Source organism: Seohaeicola nanhaiensis (assembly GCF_042654245.1).
Classification (GTDB): domain Bacteria; phylum Pseudomonadota; class Alphaproteobacteria; order Rhodobacterales; family Rhodobacteraceae; genus Seohaeicola_A; species Seohaeicola_A nanhaiensis.
In genome coordinates this window covers 175,442-190,610 of the sequence record NZ_JBHSGI010000031.1, presented here as the reverse complement: position 1 = coordinate 190,610, position 15,169 = coordinate 175,442, and the positions used below count along the sequence as shown (strand labels likewise).

General features: G+C 63.7%; 12 protein-coding genes. 8 read left to right on the top strand and 4 right to left on the bottom strand.

Going from position 1 to position 15,169, the window contains the following annotated elements; translation table 11 throughout:
* Positions 1 to 420 precede the first annotated feature (420 nt).
* Entirely contained in the window at positions 421 to 1,818 is a 1,398-nt protein-coding gene (locus ACFO5X_RS20660; protein ID WP_380720696.1) for an AAA family ATPase, read from the top strand.
* Positions 1,811 to 2,914 carry a ParB/RepB/Spo0J family partition protein gene (locus tag ACFO5X_RS20655; RefSeq protein WP_380720693.1) on the top strand — a complete coding sequence of 368 codons (1,104 nt, stop codon included), beginning with the start codon at positions 1,811 to 1,813 and terminating at the stop codon, positions 2,912 to 2,914. Before ACFO5X_RS20660 ends, ACFO5X_RS20655 begins: the two co-directional genes overlap by 8 nt.
* Before the next feature lie 642 nt (positions 2,915 to 3,556).
* On the opposite strand, the gene ACFO5X_RS20650 is transcribed toward ACFO5X_RS20655, so the two are convergent.
* The 3 genes from ACFO5X_RS20650 to ACFO5X_RS20640 are packed head-to-tail and all read right to left on the bottom strand — an operon-like array spanning position 3,557 to position 6,574.
* A complete protein-coding gene (locus ACFO5X_RS20650; RefSeq protein WP_380720691.1) occupies positions 3,557 to 4,321 on the bottom strand; it encodes an ABC transporter ATP-binding protein in 765 nt (254 codons plus the stop codon).
* Positions 4,315 to 5,382 (bottom strand): FecCD family ABC transporter permease, encoded by a 1,068-nt coding sequence (locus ACFO5X_RS20645; protein WP_380720688.1) that lies wholly within the window; start codon positions 5,380 to 5,382, stop codon positions 4,315 to 4,317. The genes ACFO5X_RS20650 and ACFO5X_RS20645 overlap by 7 nt, the downstream gene beginning before the upstream one ends.
* Positions 5,383 to 5,440: 58 nt before the next feature.
* Entirely contained in the window at positions 5,441 to 6,574 is a 1,134-nt protein-coding gene (locus tag ACFO5X_RS20640) for an ABC transporter substrate-binding protein (RefSeq protein ID WP_380720685.1), read from the bottom strand.
* Between the two features lie 123 nt (positions 6,575 to 6,697).
* On the opposite strand from ACFO5X_RS20640, the gene ACFO5X_RS20635 reads away from it, so the two are divergent.
* Positions 6,698 to 7,459, top strand: coding sequence for a class I SAM-dependent methyltransferase (locus ACFO5X_RS20635; RefSeq protein ID WP_380720682.1), 762 nt, complete (start codon positions 6,698 to 6,700; stop codon positions 7,457 to 7,459).
* A gap of 108 nt (positions 7,460 to 7,567) precedes the next feature.
* Here the strand turns inward: ACFO5X_RS20635 and ACFO5X_RS20630 are convergent, their stop codons facing one another.
* Positions 7,568 to 8,047 (bottom strand): Lrp/AsnC family transcriptional regulator, encoded by a 480-nt coding sequence (locus ACFO5X_RS20630; protein WP_380720679.1) that lies wholly within the window; start codon positions 8,045 to 8,047, stop codon positions 7,568 to 7,570.
* Between the two features lie 391 nt (positions 8,048 to 8,438).
* Between ACFO5X_RS20630 and ACFO5X_RS20625 the strand changes: the two genes are divergently transcribed.
* From ACFO5X_RS20625 to ACFO5X_RS20605, 5 genes are all read left to right on the top strand, one after another.
* The gene (locus tag ACFO5X_RS20625; protein ID WP_380720676.1) at positions 8,439 to 10,103 is read left to right on the top strand and encodes an ABC transporter ATP-binding protein; all 1,665 of its coding nucleotides are present in this window, start codon (positions 8,439 to 8,441) and stop codon (positions 10,101 to 10,103) included.
* 59 nt (positions 10,104 to 10,162) lie between these two features.
* Positions 10,163 to 11,830, top strand: a complete 1,668-nt coding sequence (locus ACFO5X_RS20620) for a peptide ABC transporter substrate-binding protein (RefSeq protein ID WP_380720673.1) — start codon at positions 10,163 to 10,165, stop codon at positions 11,828 to 11,830.
* A 77-nt stretch (positions 11,831 to 11,907) separates the two neighbouring features.
* On the top strand, positions 11,908 to 12,858 hold the full coding sequence (locus ACFO5X_RS20615; RefSeq protein ID WP_380720670.1) for an ABC transporter permease: 951 nt from the start codon (positions 11,908 to 11,910) through the stop codon (positions 12,856 to 12,858).
* Between the two features lie 29 nt (positions 12,859 to 12,887).
* Positions 12,888 to 13,766, top strand: a complete 879-nt coding sequence (locus ACFO5X_RS20610; RefSeq protein ID WP_380720667.1) for an ABC transporter permease — start codon at positions 12,888 to 12,890, stop codon at positions 13,764 to 13,766.
* A 12-nt stretch (positions 13,767 to 13,778) separates the two neighbouring features.
* The gene (locus ACFO5X_RS20605; protein WP_380720664.1) at positions 13,779 to 15,092 is read left to right on the top strand and encodes an NAD(P)/FAD-dependent oxidoreductase; all 1,314 of its coding nucleotides are present in this window, start codon (positions 13,779 to 13,781) and stop codon (positions 15,090 to 15,092) included.
* Positions 15,093 to 15,169: the final 77 nt, after the last annotated feature.

Here is a 15,169-nt window from a genome sequence, read left to right as displayed (position 1 = left end):
AAACGGGTTCCTTAGGGGCGGCATCGACGCTCAGGTACCCATTTACGGTGCGCATCGGTACCCCTTCGCCGCACGTTTCGCTGCGAAACCTGCTGTTTTAGGCTCGAACCGGGAACGGGCCCCCCTCTTCCCGCGAATCAGTGCCTCAAGACCCGCATCCGGGTACCCTTTGTCCTGAAAACAGGTGCCCTGAAACCTGTATCCGGGTGCCGAGCCTTTAGTAAGATATTGATAATGCATTGTTAAATTGACCTAAAGATCTGAAAGACTCTCAAAGATTCTCAATCTTTACGTGCCTGCTTTTGTCGATTTCGGAAGGATTTTCGCTGCGAAACCACCTTGGCGATTCACTTGACCCTATGCGTGTGCAATACTTCGGGGAAAACGCACAACAATGTAGAACATCGCAGAGGTAGCGACATGTCCTCAGGCAAGGACCCCCTTCCCCCCTATTTCAACATCGACCCGGCCAAGGCCGCGCGGCGTCTGTCCGAACCTATCGACACCGCCCGATTCGCAAAAGCCGCGGCCTTTGCCGCCCGAGGGCGTCAGGACCTGGCCGAACGCGGTTACGCCCCCGATGGCCGCAAGCGCCTGCGGCGCTTCTCCACCTGGGAAGTCTGCCGCTATCTGATCCCGGTTGCCGCAGGCCACTTTCGCCGGGTGCTGCGCAAGCATCCCGATCTGCCGCAAGGCACGGGTGAGGGGAACTCGAAATGGTTCACGCTGGAGGAAGTTCTCCTTCTTAGAGACCACTTTGCCACCGAAGGCGCCGCCGGCCGGGAATACCGGCCGTGGCGTCCGGAGGGGCTGCCGGCCAAGACGATTGCCGTGGCCAACTTCAAGGGCGGCGTCGGCAAGACCTCCACCGCCGCGCACCTTGCCATGTCCGCCGCGCTGGACGGCTATAAGGTGCTGGTGATCGATCTCGACAGCCAGGGTTCCATGACCTCCATCATGGGGGGAGACGTGCCGGACGAGTGGTCCACCGCTTTTCCGCTGATCGCCAAGGACTATGCCCTCGCGCTTCAGGACGAGAACAGGGTGCGCGAAGCCGCAGGTCGCCCGCCCCTGCCCTTCGACGAAACCCTGACCGAGGCGCTGCAGGTTTCGCCGCGAAACCTCATTCAAAAAACGCACTGGCCGAACATCGACCTGATTGGGGCACAGCTGAACCTCTACTGGGCTGAATTCCAGGTGCCGGTCTGGCGCATGTGCCTGCGCAGTTGGGCCCTCTGGGATGCCCTGTCGAACGCACTGACCGCCGACCGGATCGTTGACGACTATGACATCATCCTCCTCGATACTCCGCCCGCGCTGGGATACCTGACGATCAACGCGCTGGCCGCAGCCGACATCCTGCTCGTCCCGCTCGGCGCGTCGTTTCTGGAATTTGACTCGACGGGCCGGTTCTTCGATATGCTCTATTCGACCTTTGCCAGCGTCGAGGAAGGTGAAAACGCGGCCCGGCGCCGAGACGGCCTTCCCGAGATGAAATTCGAATGGGACGCGGTGCGCGCGCTGATCACGCGGTTCGACGCGGCCCAGCAGACCGATCTGGCCAATGTCATCCAAGCCTATTTCGGCGACTTCATGACAACCTACCGGCAGGAGGTGACGGCCATGGTGGGGCAGGCCGGCGAACAGGTGAATGGCATCTACGAGGCCGACTACCGGGAGTTCAACCGGGACACCTATGTCCGAGGGCGCGAGACCTTCGACCGCACCTGGGCCGAGGTCAAGGAACTGATCCTTGCCACGTGGTGGCGCGATCAGCAGATGGCGAAGGCAGAGGCCAAGGAGGCATCCAATGGTTAAGCGTAAACGGCTCGAGGCGCCGTCCACCGCCGATCTCGACAGGATCGAGGAACAGTTTCGCAGCGAAACCTCGCCGCGCAGCATGCGCGGGCTCGCTCCGATCGCGCAGGTCGCCGCCGACAGCGCCGCTCTGTCGAGCGCCGAGGACGCCGAGACCCGGGCGTCGCGGGCCAAGGCAGAGGCCGACGCCGCCCGCCTGCAGGAGGCGCAGGCGCAGGGCCTTTTGATGACCGAGATACCGCTGTTCGAGATCGACGAGACGGCGATGATCCGGGACCGCATGACCCTGGGCGAGGCCGAGCTGACCGAACTGCGGCTGTCCATCGCCGCGCACGGTCTGCGTCTGCCCATCGAAGTCTTTGAACTCGACAGCGTCAGTTCCGAGGGCCATCGCTACGGGTTGCTTTCTGGCTACCGCCGTTTGCTGGCCGTGCGCGGGCTGCTGGAGTTGACCGAGGCCGAGAAATACCAGCGTATCCGCGCCATCGTGCGTCCGCGATCGGGCGTCGATGCGGCCTTCGTCGCAATGGTGGAAGAGAACGAGGTCCGCCAGGAGCTCAGCCATTTCGAGCGTGGCCGCATCGCGGTGATCGCCGCCAATCAGGGCGCCTTCACCAATACCGAGGAGGCGGTGGAAAAGCTGTTCTCCTCCGGCTCGCGGGCCAAGCGGTCGAAGGTGCGTTCCTTCGCGCTGGTCTTCGAGGAGCTGGGCGACATGCTGGAATTCCCTGAGGCGCTGACCGAGAGGCGCGGCCTGAAGCTGGCCAATGCGCTGCGGGCCGGCAACGAGAGCCGGCTGCGCAACGCGCTGGCCGACCGCGCGCCGGCCGACGCGGAAGAGGAATGGGCGGCGCTGGAAGAGGCCATCGCCCGCACCGAGGTCAAGCCGCGCGATCCCGCGCGGGGCGGCCGCCCGAGCGTCAGAAAGCCGGCCGTCGGCTGGATTGACCGATACACGATCCGCACCTCGACCGGCGTCACCATCCGCCGCGGCCATGACAGCAAGGGCCATATCCTGCGCCTGGAAGGCAGCGCGGTGGACGGCGAGGTCATGGACAGCCTGATGCAGACAATCCAGCAGTTGCTGGAGCCGTGAGGGCAGGGGACGTTTCGCTGCGAAACGTCCCTCTCGAACCGGACTTGGCCAATGTGCCGCGCCTCTGATCTTCCTCCCGGCGCCGTCATCCCTGGGATCCGCGCTGGGAGGTTTCGCAGCGAAACATCCCCCGGCCGGACCGAACGACCACCGCGGCGCTTGCCGGCGGCGGCTCGGGCAGTCCTGCAGAATTCAGGCTCTCGAACCTTCCACATGTTTCGCTGCGAAACCTCTTCTATGGGACGGTTGTTCCAGACCCTCCCACAAGGAGAAGCCGCTACCAGATGGACAAAACCGCAAGAGGCAAGGGGGCCGTGTGACGTTTCGCTGCGAAACATGTAAATGTCCGATAATGCAAACTTATTGGACATACCGGAACCGCCAAGGGTAGGGCGGTTTTTACCTCATAATAAACGTAAAAGCGCCGCGCGTGATGGGATTCGTGACGTGCCGAAACCCATCCGGATTGATCTCGACCGACCTGAAGATGCTAGCGCATCTTTACGCCTGCGTCACCAATCAGCGCACCGAAATCAAACAACCTGTGGCCTTTCGGTCCGGGTTGGCACTCACCGCCAATGTGATTGCGGACAGGGAACCCGGTCAACGCAAGGAGCTTTCTAATGTCACCGCTCGAGGACCCTATTCCGCAGCAGCTTGACCGGCGGGTCCGTCCACGATCATGACCGGCAATCCCCGCGAGCAGCGTTCAACGCGGGTTTCGATGCCGTAGAGGCGGCGGATCAGGGCAGGGGTCAGCACCTCGAGCGTGGGACCCGACGCGATGATCCGTCCTTCGCCCAGGGCCAAAGTAGAACCACAGCAGCGCATTACTTGGTTGATGTCGTGCAGGGCCAGGATCATCACGGCGCCGGTTTCCTCGGAATAAAGTCGAAGGGCTTCAAGCACCTCGTATTGGCGATTGAGGTCCAGCGCCGAGGTTGGTTCATCCATAAGCACCACTTTTGGCCGGCTCACCAGCGTCTGGGCGATCGACACTGCCTGCCGCTGCCCGCCCGACAGCTCGGGCAGTTGCCGGTCGGCCAGGTGAGCGATGTTGAAACGGACAAGAATGCCGTCCACAGAGCGCAGTTCTTCGGGCGACAGGCGCCAGCCGCCATTGCCCTGTTTCAGCGCCAGAATGATCGACTCGTAAACCGTCAGCGCCGCGTTCATGCCGGTATCCTGTGGCATGTAGCGCATCTCTTGGCGGTCGGCGCCGTGAAGCTGGATGCGGCCAGCACCGCGCAGATGCCCGGCGATCCGGCGGAACAGAGTGGATTTTCCGGCGGCATTTGCTCCGACGAGTGCCGTCAGCCCGCCGCCTGTCAATTCGGCCGAAGCGCCCGACAGGATCTCGTGCCGCCCATACCGCGCGCCAATGTTGACCAGACTCAGGTTCACCATGATTTGCGGCCTTTGGTGAGGATCAGCGCGGCAAAGAACGGCACGCCAACCAGCGCGGTAATGATCCCGATCGGGAGGACGGCGCCGGGCAGGAGTGCCTTGGACAGCACCGAGGTTGCCGACAGGATCACGGCCCCCGACAGCATCGCGCCGGGCAGGAAGAACCGTTGATCTTCGCCCAGAAGCAGCCTGGCAACATGGGGCCCGACGATGCCGATGAAGCCAATGGTGCCGACGAAGGACACTGGCACCGCCGCCAGCACCGAGACCAGCACCAGCGCCTCGAGCCGCAGCCGTTTGACCGGCACGCCCATGGCCGAGGCCCGGACCTCGCCCAGCCGGATCGCCGTGAGCGCCCAGGCGCGGCGGGCAAAGAGCGGCGTACAGACGACAAGGATGACAGCGGTGACGCCGACCTTGCCCCAGGTCGCCTTGGTCAGGCTGCCCATGGTCCAGAAAACCACGGCCGAAAGCGCCTGTTCGGAGGCGAAGTATTGCAGCAGCGCAAGCGCCGCGTTGAACGTGAACACCAGCGCGATGCCCAGCAGCACGATGGTTTCCACTGTGACCCCGCGCAAGGTGCTTAGCCCGAAGATCAGCAGCGACGCAGCCATCGCCATCGCAAAGGCGTTGATCGGCACCATCAGCGTGATTGCGGCGGGAAACAGGGCCACACCCAGCACCATGGCCAGCGCCGCCCCGAAACTCGCCGCCGCCGACAGGCCCAGCGTGAAGGGGCTGGCCAGGGGATTTGCCAGGATCGTCTGCATCTGGGCGCCAGCCAGCGAAAGACTTGCCCCCACGGTGACCGCCAGAAGCGCCATGGGCAGCCGGATGTCCCAGACCACCACGCGCATCTGCACATCGGCGGCCCCCGGCGCAACCAGCGTCTTCAGCACGTCCCAGACGGCATAGCGCGCTGGACCCAGTGACACGTCCACGGCCACCGACAGGATCAGCGCCGCCGTCAGGCCAGCAAGGATGGCGATGCGCCGGGCGACGAGCCCGCGATAGCTTTGCGCGCTCTCGGTTTCCGGGGCCTGGATGTCGATACTGGTCATGGCCACTCCGACAGGGGAAGGCGGCCCGTCACGGGCCGTCCCGGTCAATTTCGGTCGATCACTGCGCTGGGTCGCGCAGCGAAACCCAATAGCCGGGCTGGTAGTCCACCGGCAGGAAGCGCGCGTGAAGCTCTTTCAGCGTCGCGTCAGGATCGAGATCGGGGAAAAGCTCGGGGTGCAGCCAGGTAGCCAGCTTCTGGACAGCGACAAAGCTGTAGGGCGAGTTGTAGAACTGGTGCCAGATGGCGTGGACCTGGCCGGTCTCGACCGCCGTCACGCCGGTGAACGCCGGTCGTTCGCTCAGCGCTTTCAGCTTGCGTTTCGCCTCGGCAAGGTCCGAGCCCGGGCCCATGCCGACCCAGGCGCCGCCGGGCACATAGGCGTCCCAGTTCCCGCCCGTCACGACGATCTGGTCGGGATCCGACGCGATGACCTGCTCGGGATTAACGGTGCCGAAGGTGCCGGGAATGAAGGCAGAGCCCATGTTGGTTCCGCCGGCCAGCTCAACGAACCTGCCGAAATTGCCGTCGCCAAAGGACATGCAGCAATCTTCCGAATAGCCGCCGGCACGCTCGACAAACATCAAGGGTCGCTTCAGATCCGCTTGCGCTTCGATGACATCGGTGACGCGGGCGATCTGTTCCTTGTAGAAGACGTTGAATTCCTCGGCCTTTTCCTCTTCGCCGTAGAGCTGCCCGATGATCTCCATCGACCGCGAGGTGTTCTCGAACGGCTTTTCGCGGAAATCGACGTAAACGATGGGGATCCCCACCTTGGCCAGTTTCTCCTCGTACCCGGCCTCTTCGGTTGCGGCTTTGGACTCGAGGTTCATGATGAGAACGTCGGGGTTCAGCGAAACGGCCTGCTCGATATCGAACGATCCGTCCTTGAAGCCGCCAAAGGTTGGGATATCCACCAGCTGCGGGAATTTCTCGGCATAGATGGCGTAGCTTTCGGGCGACGCCTGACGGAAATCGTCGCGCCAGCCGACGACGCGCCGGAAGGGATTGTCCCTGTCCAGCACGGCGGTGAAGAACACCTGCCGTCCTTCGCCGAGGATCACGCGCTCGACCGGGGCCTCGACCGTGACGTCGCGACCCGCGATGTCAGTTAGGGTTACGGGATCGGCTTGCACGAGGCTCGCTGCGAAGAGGCTCAGCGCCGAGGCGCAGAGCAGCGGACGAACGGACATGATGTCCTCCTTTGTCAGGGACTGCCGAGGCGGGGTATAATTCCTGACTACTATAGTCAATTATAAAGTTGACAAAATCATTCGACAAAGCCACTCCGCGCGGGAAAGGCAGGATCCTGAAAGATGAGCATAAGCAACCGCAACCTGCGCGACGAAATCCGCGAATACTGGTCCGATCGCGCGGCGACGTTTGACAACGATCCGGGCCATCGCATCGACGATGGAGCGGAAATGGCCGCGTGGGAGGCGTTGTTTCATCGTCACCTTGGCGATGCCGAGGGCCGCACGTTGCTTGACCTGGCGTCGGGAACCGGCGAAATCGCGCGGCTCTGCCTGCGGTTGGGTTTTCAGGTCACAGGGCTCGACTGGTCGGAACCGATGCTGGAAAGGGCCCGCGCGAAACTGCCCGGAGTGACCTTCCTTCAAGCCGATGCCGAACGAACGATGCTTCCCGACGAATGCATGGATGTCATCGTGACGCGGCATCTGGTTTGGACACTCGTCGACCCCGCCGCCGCATTTGCCGAATGGTTCCGCGTCCTGAGGCCGGGCGGGAACTTGTTGCTGGTGGACGGCGATTTCGTGTCGCGGAACTGGCTGGGCCGGGTGATTCAGCTCTTCCTGCCACAGAATTCCAACGGCGCGGTGGCCTTCCATGGCGCCCGACATCGCGACATTCTTGCGCGCGTCCATTTCAACAAGGGGGCCCGCGCCGAAGCCGTGGCCCAGATGTTGCAGGCCGCCGGTTTCGACCGGATCACCACTGACAGGCGCATGGCCCCGATCCATCGGGCGCAGGCCGCTCAACTCGGCTGGCGCAAGTCGCTTCTGCGCCGTTCCGAACACCGCTATGCCATCAGCGCAATCAGGCCGGTGTCATCCTGACCGGCTGTGTGGATGACGCCTGTAGTCGCTTACCTGGAACCCTCTCCGGGGCGCGGATGATCAGGACGCTCTGGCCGTCCCGCTCCTTCGCGGCCCCGCAGCGCAGAGTCAGTTGTTCGAGAAGATCGAGGCCAGCGGCAGATGCGTCTTCACGATGGGCGACTTCAGGATGACGAAGCTGAAATACTTGTCGATGCCGATGTCGCGCTCGATCAGGTTTTCCATGATCAGCTGATAGTCGCTGATCCCGGCGGTCACGAATTTCACCAGATAGTCATAGCCGCCGGACACGAGGTGACATTCGATCACCTCGTCCACCTTCTCTATGGCCGCCAGGAAACGTGCAAAGTCGGTCTGGCGGTGGTTCTTGAGGGTGATTTCGGTGAAGACCATCAGCGTCTGGCCCAGTTTCGAGACGTCGATCTGCGCGGAATAGCCGGTGATATAGCCTTCGGCCTGCAGCTTCTTGACCCGCATGAGGCAGGGGCTGGGCGAGAGGTGGACCAGTTCGGCCAGCTCGACATTGGTGATCCGGCCGTTCTTCTGGAGTTCGGACAGAATCTTGATGTCGATCTTGTCCAGGATCATGCCGTCACTCCAATCCCTCCGGGAAGACTATATGCGCTGCGCAACGGGCCGTCATCTGCTTCGTATCTGTGCGGGCTGCGCAGGACACCTGTAGGGACGTCCGGCCCATCGCATCCCCCTGTGATCCCTGAACGAGGCGGCCCGGGTGCGTTTCAGCACATAGGCGGGGCAGGGGCAAGGGAAGGTTCCGCGTCGTCCAAAGCCACACCGGACCGCCCGTGACGGCATCAGCCCCGGGCGGCGCAGAATAATCTGCCTGAGCCGTGTGTCAGTACAGCTGATCCTGCCGTCTGCATGTGACGATTTGGTGAAACCTAACCCGCTCAAAGCCCAAACTGCCGGCATCGAACGTGCGGATCGCAAACGGATTCGCATCCAGAGAAAGGGCAACATGACAGCACCCACCCTCACCGGCGACACCCAGGAAGTTGCGCTATCGGTGCGCGGTCTGACGGTCAGTTTGCCCGAGGGCATGGAACGGGCCTATGCGGTCAGGGACATTTGCTTCGATCTCGAGCGCGGTAAAATCCTCTGCGTGATTGGAGAGTCCGGCTCGGGCAAGTCGGTGACCGCGAATACCGTCATGGGGCTTCTGCCGCGCAGGATCGGTGTCAGCGCAGGGTCGATCATCCTGAACGGGCGCGAAATCGTCGGCATGGACCCCGAGGAATTGCGCAGCCTGCGCGGGCGCGAAGTGTCGATGATCTTCCAGGATCCCCTGTCGGCGCTGAACCCGCTGATGACGGTGGGTGCCCAGGTTGACGAGGTGATGCGCGCGCACGGCGAAGGCACGCCGGCGTCGCGGCGCAAGCGGTCGATCGAACTGCTGACCGAAGTCGGCCTGCCTGATCCCGTGCTGATGTACAACCAATACCCTTTCCGGCTGTCCGGCGGACAGCGGCAGCGGGTGATGATCGCCATGGCGCTGGCACTCGAACCGTCGATCCTGATCGCGGACGAGCCGACCACGGCGCTGGACGTGACGACGCAGGCGCAGATCCTCTCCCTGATCCGCGACATCCAGCGCCGCAAGGGCATGAGCGTGCTGTTCATCACCCATGACTTCGGCGTGATGGCCGAAATCGCCGACAGCGTTGTCGTCATGGAAAAGGGCCACGTGGTCGAACAGGGCCCTGCGGTGCAGATTCTCAAGGCGCCGCAGCATCCCTATACCAAGCGGCTGATCGCGGCGGTGCCGCATCTCACCGACAAGGACCGTCCGGCCTTGCAGGACGCGGGTACCCGGCAGGTGCTCAGGGTCGAGGGACTGGCCAAGACCTATCGGAGCGGCAGCGCGCTCTTGCGCAGCCTGCGGGTCGTGCCGGCGGTGCGCGAGGTTTCCTTCGAATTGACCAACGGCCGGACGCTGGGCGTGGTCGGCGAAAGCGGGTCGGGGAAATCCTCGCTCGGCCGGCTGCTGACCAAGCTGATGGACAGCGACGGCGGGCGCATCCTGTTCGAGGGCACCGACATCGCTCCGATGAGCGAAACCCGGTTTCGCCCGTTGCGACCCCGTATCCAGATGATCTTCCAGGATCCCTTCGCCTCTCTCAACCCGAGGGCGACGATCGGCCGGATCCTGACCGTGGGACCAATCGCGCACGGAATGCCCTATGCGAAGGCACGGGAAGAGGCGCGCGCGCTTCTGGAGCTGGTCGGGCTCGACGGCGGCGCCTTCGGTCGGTATCCGCACGAGTTTTCCGGCGGCCAGAGGCAACGCATCGGCATTGCGCGGGCGCTGATGTTCAAGCCCACGCTGCTGGTCGCGGACGAGGCGGTTTCGGCGCTGGACGTCTCCATCCAGGCGCAAATCCTTCAGCTGCTCGACAAGATCCAGCGCGAGACGGGGGTGTCGATGATATTCATCACCCACGATCTGCGGGTCGCAAGCCAGATCTGCGACGAGATCGCGGTGATGCAGCGCGGGCGGATCGTCGAGATGGGGCCGCCATCGCAGATCTTCCTCAATCCGCAGTCCGACTACACGCGGGAACTGGTCGCCGCCATTCCCGGCGAGCGCAACGACCGGCCTGCCATGGCCGCCGCCGATGGTTGAGCGGCAGCATCCACCACAAGAAACCAACCAGACAAAAATCCAACACACGGGAGTCTAAGATGACCAAGTCCAATTCAAACAACCCGGGCTTTTCGCGCCGCGGTGCGCTGAGGATCCTGGGCGCCGGTGGCGCTGCCGGCCTGTTCGTGCCGCAGCTGCTGGGCAAGCCCGCCTTCGCGCAGACGCCGCCCGCCGCCCCGAAGGGCCGGGTCGTTGTCGGCCTGTCGCAGGAACCGACCGTGTTCAACCCGCTGATGCCCCACATCGAGGTCGACGACGGCGTCGACTTCTCGGTGTTCGACGCGCTGTTCCGGATCGATCCGACCGGGGTCATCGTTCCGAACCTGGCCACCGAGGTGCCGAGCCAGGCCAACGGCGGTATCTCGGAGGATGGCCTGGAATGGCGGGTCAAGTTGCGGGATGACGTCCGCTGGCACGATGGCGAGCCCTTCACCGCCGAAGACGTGAAATACACGCTCGAGCTGATCGTGAACCCCGACTTCCGCGCCTGGCGGACGGCAGGCCATTCGCTGGTCCGCGACATCACTGTTGTCTCGCCGACCGAGATCACCTGGCGGATGGAAGAGGCCTTTGCCCCCTACATATCGTTCCTGACCGAAACCTTCATGGTGCCCAAGCACATCCTGAGTGCCGAGGCCGATCTGAACAACGCCGCCTTCAACCAGGCGCCGGTCGGCACAGGGGCATTCAAGTGGGGCCAGCGCCTGGCCGGCGACCGGCTGGAGCTGGTGGCGAACCCCGACTACTTCGGCGAGGGTCCCTATATCGAGCAGCTGATCTTCAAGTACATCCCCGACATGACGGTGCTCTATACCCAGTTCAAGAGCGGCGATATCGACATGGTCGGAACGCACTATATTACCCCCGACAACTATGCCGAAGCCAGCAAGCTGGCCGACCGCGTGGTGACGCTGGTGCCGAAAGGATCGGTCGAGTCGATCTATCTCAACATGGAAAAGCCGCAGTTCAAGGACCCGGCGGTGCGGCAGGCGCTGTATATGGCGATCGACCGCAGCGCGATCATCGACGCGCTGAACTATGGCGTCCCGAAGCCGATCGAGACCTTCATGCCGCCGCAGTCCTACTACTACAACCCGGACTTGCCGGCGCACGAATTCAACCTGGAGGGCGCCCGCAAGCTCCTCGACGACGCGGGTTGGAAACCCGGTGCCGATGGTATCCGTGAAAAGGACGGCGTGCGCCTGTCCTTCGCAAACTCGACCACCTCGGGTGCGCATCTGCGCGAACAGGCGCAACAGTTCATGCAACAGACCTTTGCTGAAATCGGCGTCGAGATGACGATCGAGAACCTGCCGGCGGCCGTGATGTGGGGCGATTTCTGGGGCCTGTCGCAATTCGACACCGCCATGGTGGGGATCACCTATCTGATCGGCGCGGACCCGGACGTGACCAACCGCTTCCACTCCAAGGCCATCACGGCACAAGGCGGCGCCGGGTCGAACAACGCGCAGTACAAGAATCCCGAGGTCGACGCCCTGCTGGAAGAAGGCAGCCGGACCTTCGATCCGGAAAAGCGCCGCGAGATCTACTTCCGGGTGCAGGAGATCATCCGCCAGGATCTGCCGTTCCTGCCGCTGTTCGCGAACACGCAGATCTACGGGCGCAAGGCCGGTATTCAGGGCTATGTGCCCAATACCAACACGCGTACCGAGTCCTGGAAGGCTGCAAGCTGGTATTGGGGCTGATCTGCCCCCTGCCGCCCGGGCCCGTGGCCCGGGCGGCATCGCCCCGCTGAGGCAACCCGTTATGAAAGGAGGGCGTCGTGCCCGCATTCCTGCTAAGCCGGCTCGCGCAGAGCATCGTGCTTCTGATCATCGTTTCGATCATCGGGTTCACCGTCCTCAATCTGATTCCGGGCGGCCCGATGTCGCAATACGCGCTCGACCCCGGCATGACCCAGGCCGACCTGAACCGGCTGGCCGAGCAACTGGGCCTGAACCGTCCTCTGTGGGTGCAATATCTGGAGTGGGTCTGGCGGCTGTTGCAGGGCGACTGGGGCACCTCGTTCCGCGATGGTGCGCCGGTGCTGTCGGTGATCCAGCGGCACATCTTCGCCACGCTGCTGCTCATGGGGTCGTCCACGGCGATTGCCATTGCCCTCGGCACCTGGATCGGCATCCGCGGCGCCACCCACCGCTACTCGCTGTTTGACTACACGGCGACGATCGGGGCCATGATCGCCCTGTCGATTCCGACCTTCTGGTTCGGTCTGGTCGGCATCTACATCTTTTCGCTGCGGCTGGAATGGCTGCCCGCGGGCAACATGTACAACATCGGCGACGGGTCGGTTCTGGACTACCTGCATCACCTGATCATGCCCTCTGTGGTGCTGGCGCTGGTTCATATCGCGATCTGGAGCCGCTACATGCGCACCGCGACCCTCGACGTGATCAGCCAGGAATTCGTCAAGACCGCCCGGGCCAAGGGGGTCAGCGAACGCCGTGTGCTGATGAAACACGTGGTCGGCAACGCACTGCTGCCCATGATCACCCTGGCGGGGGTGCAATTGCCCGCGATCCTGACGGGTGCACTGGTGACCGAAACGGTCTTCACCTGGCCCGGCATGGGGCGGCTGTTTCTCGATAGCCTCGGCTACAGCGACTATCCCGTGGTGATGGGGCTGCTGATGTTCTCGGCAGTGCTGACCATCGCGGGCAACCTGATTGCCGACATTGTCGTCGCGATGGTCGACCCGCGGATCCGCCTGGCCTAAGCGCCACGACACAACAGGAGGCCACCACAATGACCACCCTCACTGCCGACCGGGCGCCGACCAGCTGGTGGAGCAGCCGCGTCATGCGCCGCTTCCGCAGTCACCGGCTGGCCCTGCTGGGCCTGATCATGATCGGCCTTCTGGTTCTGGCCTGCGTCGTTGGCCCTTATCTGCTGCCCTACGATTCCCTTTACATCGATCTGCGCGCGCGGTTCGCGCCGCCCTTCACCGGCAACCACTATCTGGGCACCGATCCGCTGGGGCGCGACTTGGCGGCGCGGCTGTTCATGGCCGGGCGCATTTCGCTGCTGGTCGGCTTCACCGCCATGGTTCTGGCCACCATGGTCGGCACTGTGGTGGGTGTGATCGCGGGGTATCGCGGCGGCTGGATCAGCGCCGTTCTGATGCGGATCGTCGACGGGTTTCTGTCCTATCCGTCGATCTTTCTGCTGCTGGCGCTGGCTGCCGTGCTCAAGCCCAGTCCGATCATGATCACGGTGATCATCGCCGTTACCAGCTGGATGGAAGTCGCGCGGATCGTCGAGGCCGAAGTCCGGTCGCTGCGGGAACGCGAGTTCGTCATGGCGGGGCGGATGCTGGGGCTGAGCCGGATGCACATCATGTTCCGCGAAATCCTGCCGAACGTCACCGGACCGATCATCGTTGCCGCCACGCTGACCGTGGCCCGCGCGATCCTGCTCGAGGCCTATATCAGCTTTCTGGGGTTTGGTATTCAGCCGCCATTGCCAAGCTGGGGCAACATGCTGAACGGGGCGCAGCAATATCTGGCCACCGCGCCCTGGCTCGCGATCGTTCCGGGCATTGCGATCACCATCGCCGTGTCCAGTTTCAACTTTATCGGTGACGGCCTGCGCGATGCGCTCGACGTTCGGAATGACACCGTCTGATTGGGAAAGAAAATGTCGAATACCTCCATTCTTGCGGAAAAGGCATCGCCCTACTGGTGGGAAGCCGCGCCGCCCGGCCCGGTGCCCGCGCAGCCGCTGGCCAAGTCTGTCGATGTGGCCATCGTCGGGGCCGGATATGCCGGGCTCGCCGCAGGCCTGACGCTGGCGCGGGCGGGCCGGTCGGTTGCGGCCTTCGATGCGATGCACCCGGGCGAGGGCGCCTCGTCGCGCAACGGGGGCATCACCAGCGGCTCGATCCGCCCGAGCCATGCCGCGATCGCGAGGACCTTCGACGAGGCCACGGCCAATGCCGTCGAAGCCGAGGGCAAGACCGCCCGTGAATTCCTGTACGAGTTCCTCAGCACCGAAAACATCGACTGCGATTTCCAGAAGACGGGTCTGTTCAAGGGCGCGTTGGGATACGACCAGTATGACAAGATGGCCCGCGACGCCGAGGGGCTGGCGAAACGCCTCGGTATCGAGAGCTATGCCGTGCCCTACAAGGAACAACAGCAGTATATCGGCACGGACTTCTACCGGGGCGGAGTCGTGCGCAAGGATATCGGCGGGCTGCATCCGGCCAAGTTCCATGCCGGCCTGCTGAAGGTCGCCCTGGCTGCCGGTGTCAGCGTTCACGGACATACCCCGGTGACGGCGATCAGGCGCGATGGCGCAGGGTTCCGGCTGCAGACCCCGGCCGGGACGATCGAGGCGCGGCAGGTTCTGGTCTGCTCCAATGGCTACACCGACGGGGCCGCGCCCTATCTGCGCCGCCGCCTGGTTCCGGTGCGCAGCCGGATCATCGTGACCGAGGAGCTGCCGCCCGAGGTGATGGACCGGCTGATGCCGCAGCGCATGATGATGGGCGAGGGCCGGCAGCTGGGCCATTACTATCGCCCGACGCCGGATGGCCGCCGCATCCTGCTGGGCGGGCGCGAAAGCGGGCATGGCACGGATGCCACCGCGCCAATCCGCCGTCTGCGCCGGGGCCTGACCGAACTCTTCCCCGAACTCGAGGGGGTCCGCCTGTCGCACAGCTGGTTTGGCAGGGTCGCGATGAACCGGGACATGCTGCCGCGGATCTTCGAAAAGGACGGCATCCTCTATGCCAGCGGATTCTGCGGCTCGGGCGTGGTCTGGGCGCCGTGGGTCGGCACGCGCGCGGCGCACAGGCTGCTGGGCAGCGGCGATCAGGCGCGGTCTGCCTTCTTCTCGCGTCCGCCCGCTGCGGTTCCGCTGTACAGAGGCAATCCGTGGTTCATGCCTGCGTTCATCAAGGGCTATGCGTTGCAGGACCGGATTGCATGGTGGCGCAGCAAGAGGTGATGCCATCCGGCATGGACCCGGAGGAGGCAAAAGACTGGCCGTTTTCGCAGCAAGCGCAACCTCGGGTTCCGTGTTGA

Bases quoted from the DNA above. Each gene is read 5' to 3' on its own strand.
- ACFO5X_RS20630 (WP_380720679.1), bottom strand. From the start codon at position 8,047: ATGATCCTGGACAAGATCGACATCAAGATTCTGTCCGAACTCCAGAAG.
- ACFO5X_RS20650 (WP_380720691.1), bottom strand. From the start codon at position 4,321: ATGGTGAACCTGAGTCTGGTCAACATTGGCGCGCGGTATGGGCGGCAC.
- ACFO5X_RS20655 (WP_380720693.1), top strand. From the start codon at position 1,811: ATGGTTAAGCGTAAACGGCTCGAGGCGCCGTCCACCGCCGATCTCGAC.
- ACFO5X_RS20635 (WP_380720682.1), top strand. From the start codon at position 6,698: ATGAGCATAAGCAACCGCAACCTGCGCGACGAAATCCGCGAATACTGG.
- ACFO5X_RS20645 (WP_380720688.1), bottom strand. From the start codon at position 5,382: ATGACCAGTATCGACATCCAGGCCCCGGAAACCGAGAGCGCGCAAAGC.
- ACFO5X_RS20610 (WP_380720667.1), top strand. From the start codon at position 12,888: ATGACCACCCTCACTGCCGACCGGGCGCCGACCAGCTGGTGGAGCAGC.
- ACFO5X_RS20620 (WP_380720673.1), top strand. From the start codon at position 10,163: ATGACCAAGTCCAATTCAAACAACCCGGGCTTTTCGCGCCGCGGTGCG.
- ACFO5X_RS20625 (WP_380720676.1), top strand. From the start codon at position 8,439: ATGACAGCACCCACCCTCACCGGCGACACCCAGGAAGTTGCGCTATCG.
- ACFO5X_RS20660 (WP_380720696.1), top strand. From the start codon at position 421: ATGTCCTCAGGCAAGGACCCCCTTCCCCCCTATTTCAACATCGACCCG.
- ACFO5X_RS20640 (WP_380720685.1), bottom strand. From the start codon at position 6,574: ATGTCCGTTCGTCCGCTGCTCTGCGCCTCGGCGCTGAGCCTCTTCGCA.
- ACFO5X_RS20605 (WP_380720664.1), top strand. From the start codon at position 13,779: ATGTCGAATACCTCCATTCTTGCGGAAAAGGCATCGCCCTACTGGTGG.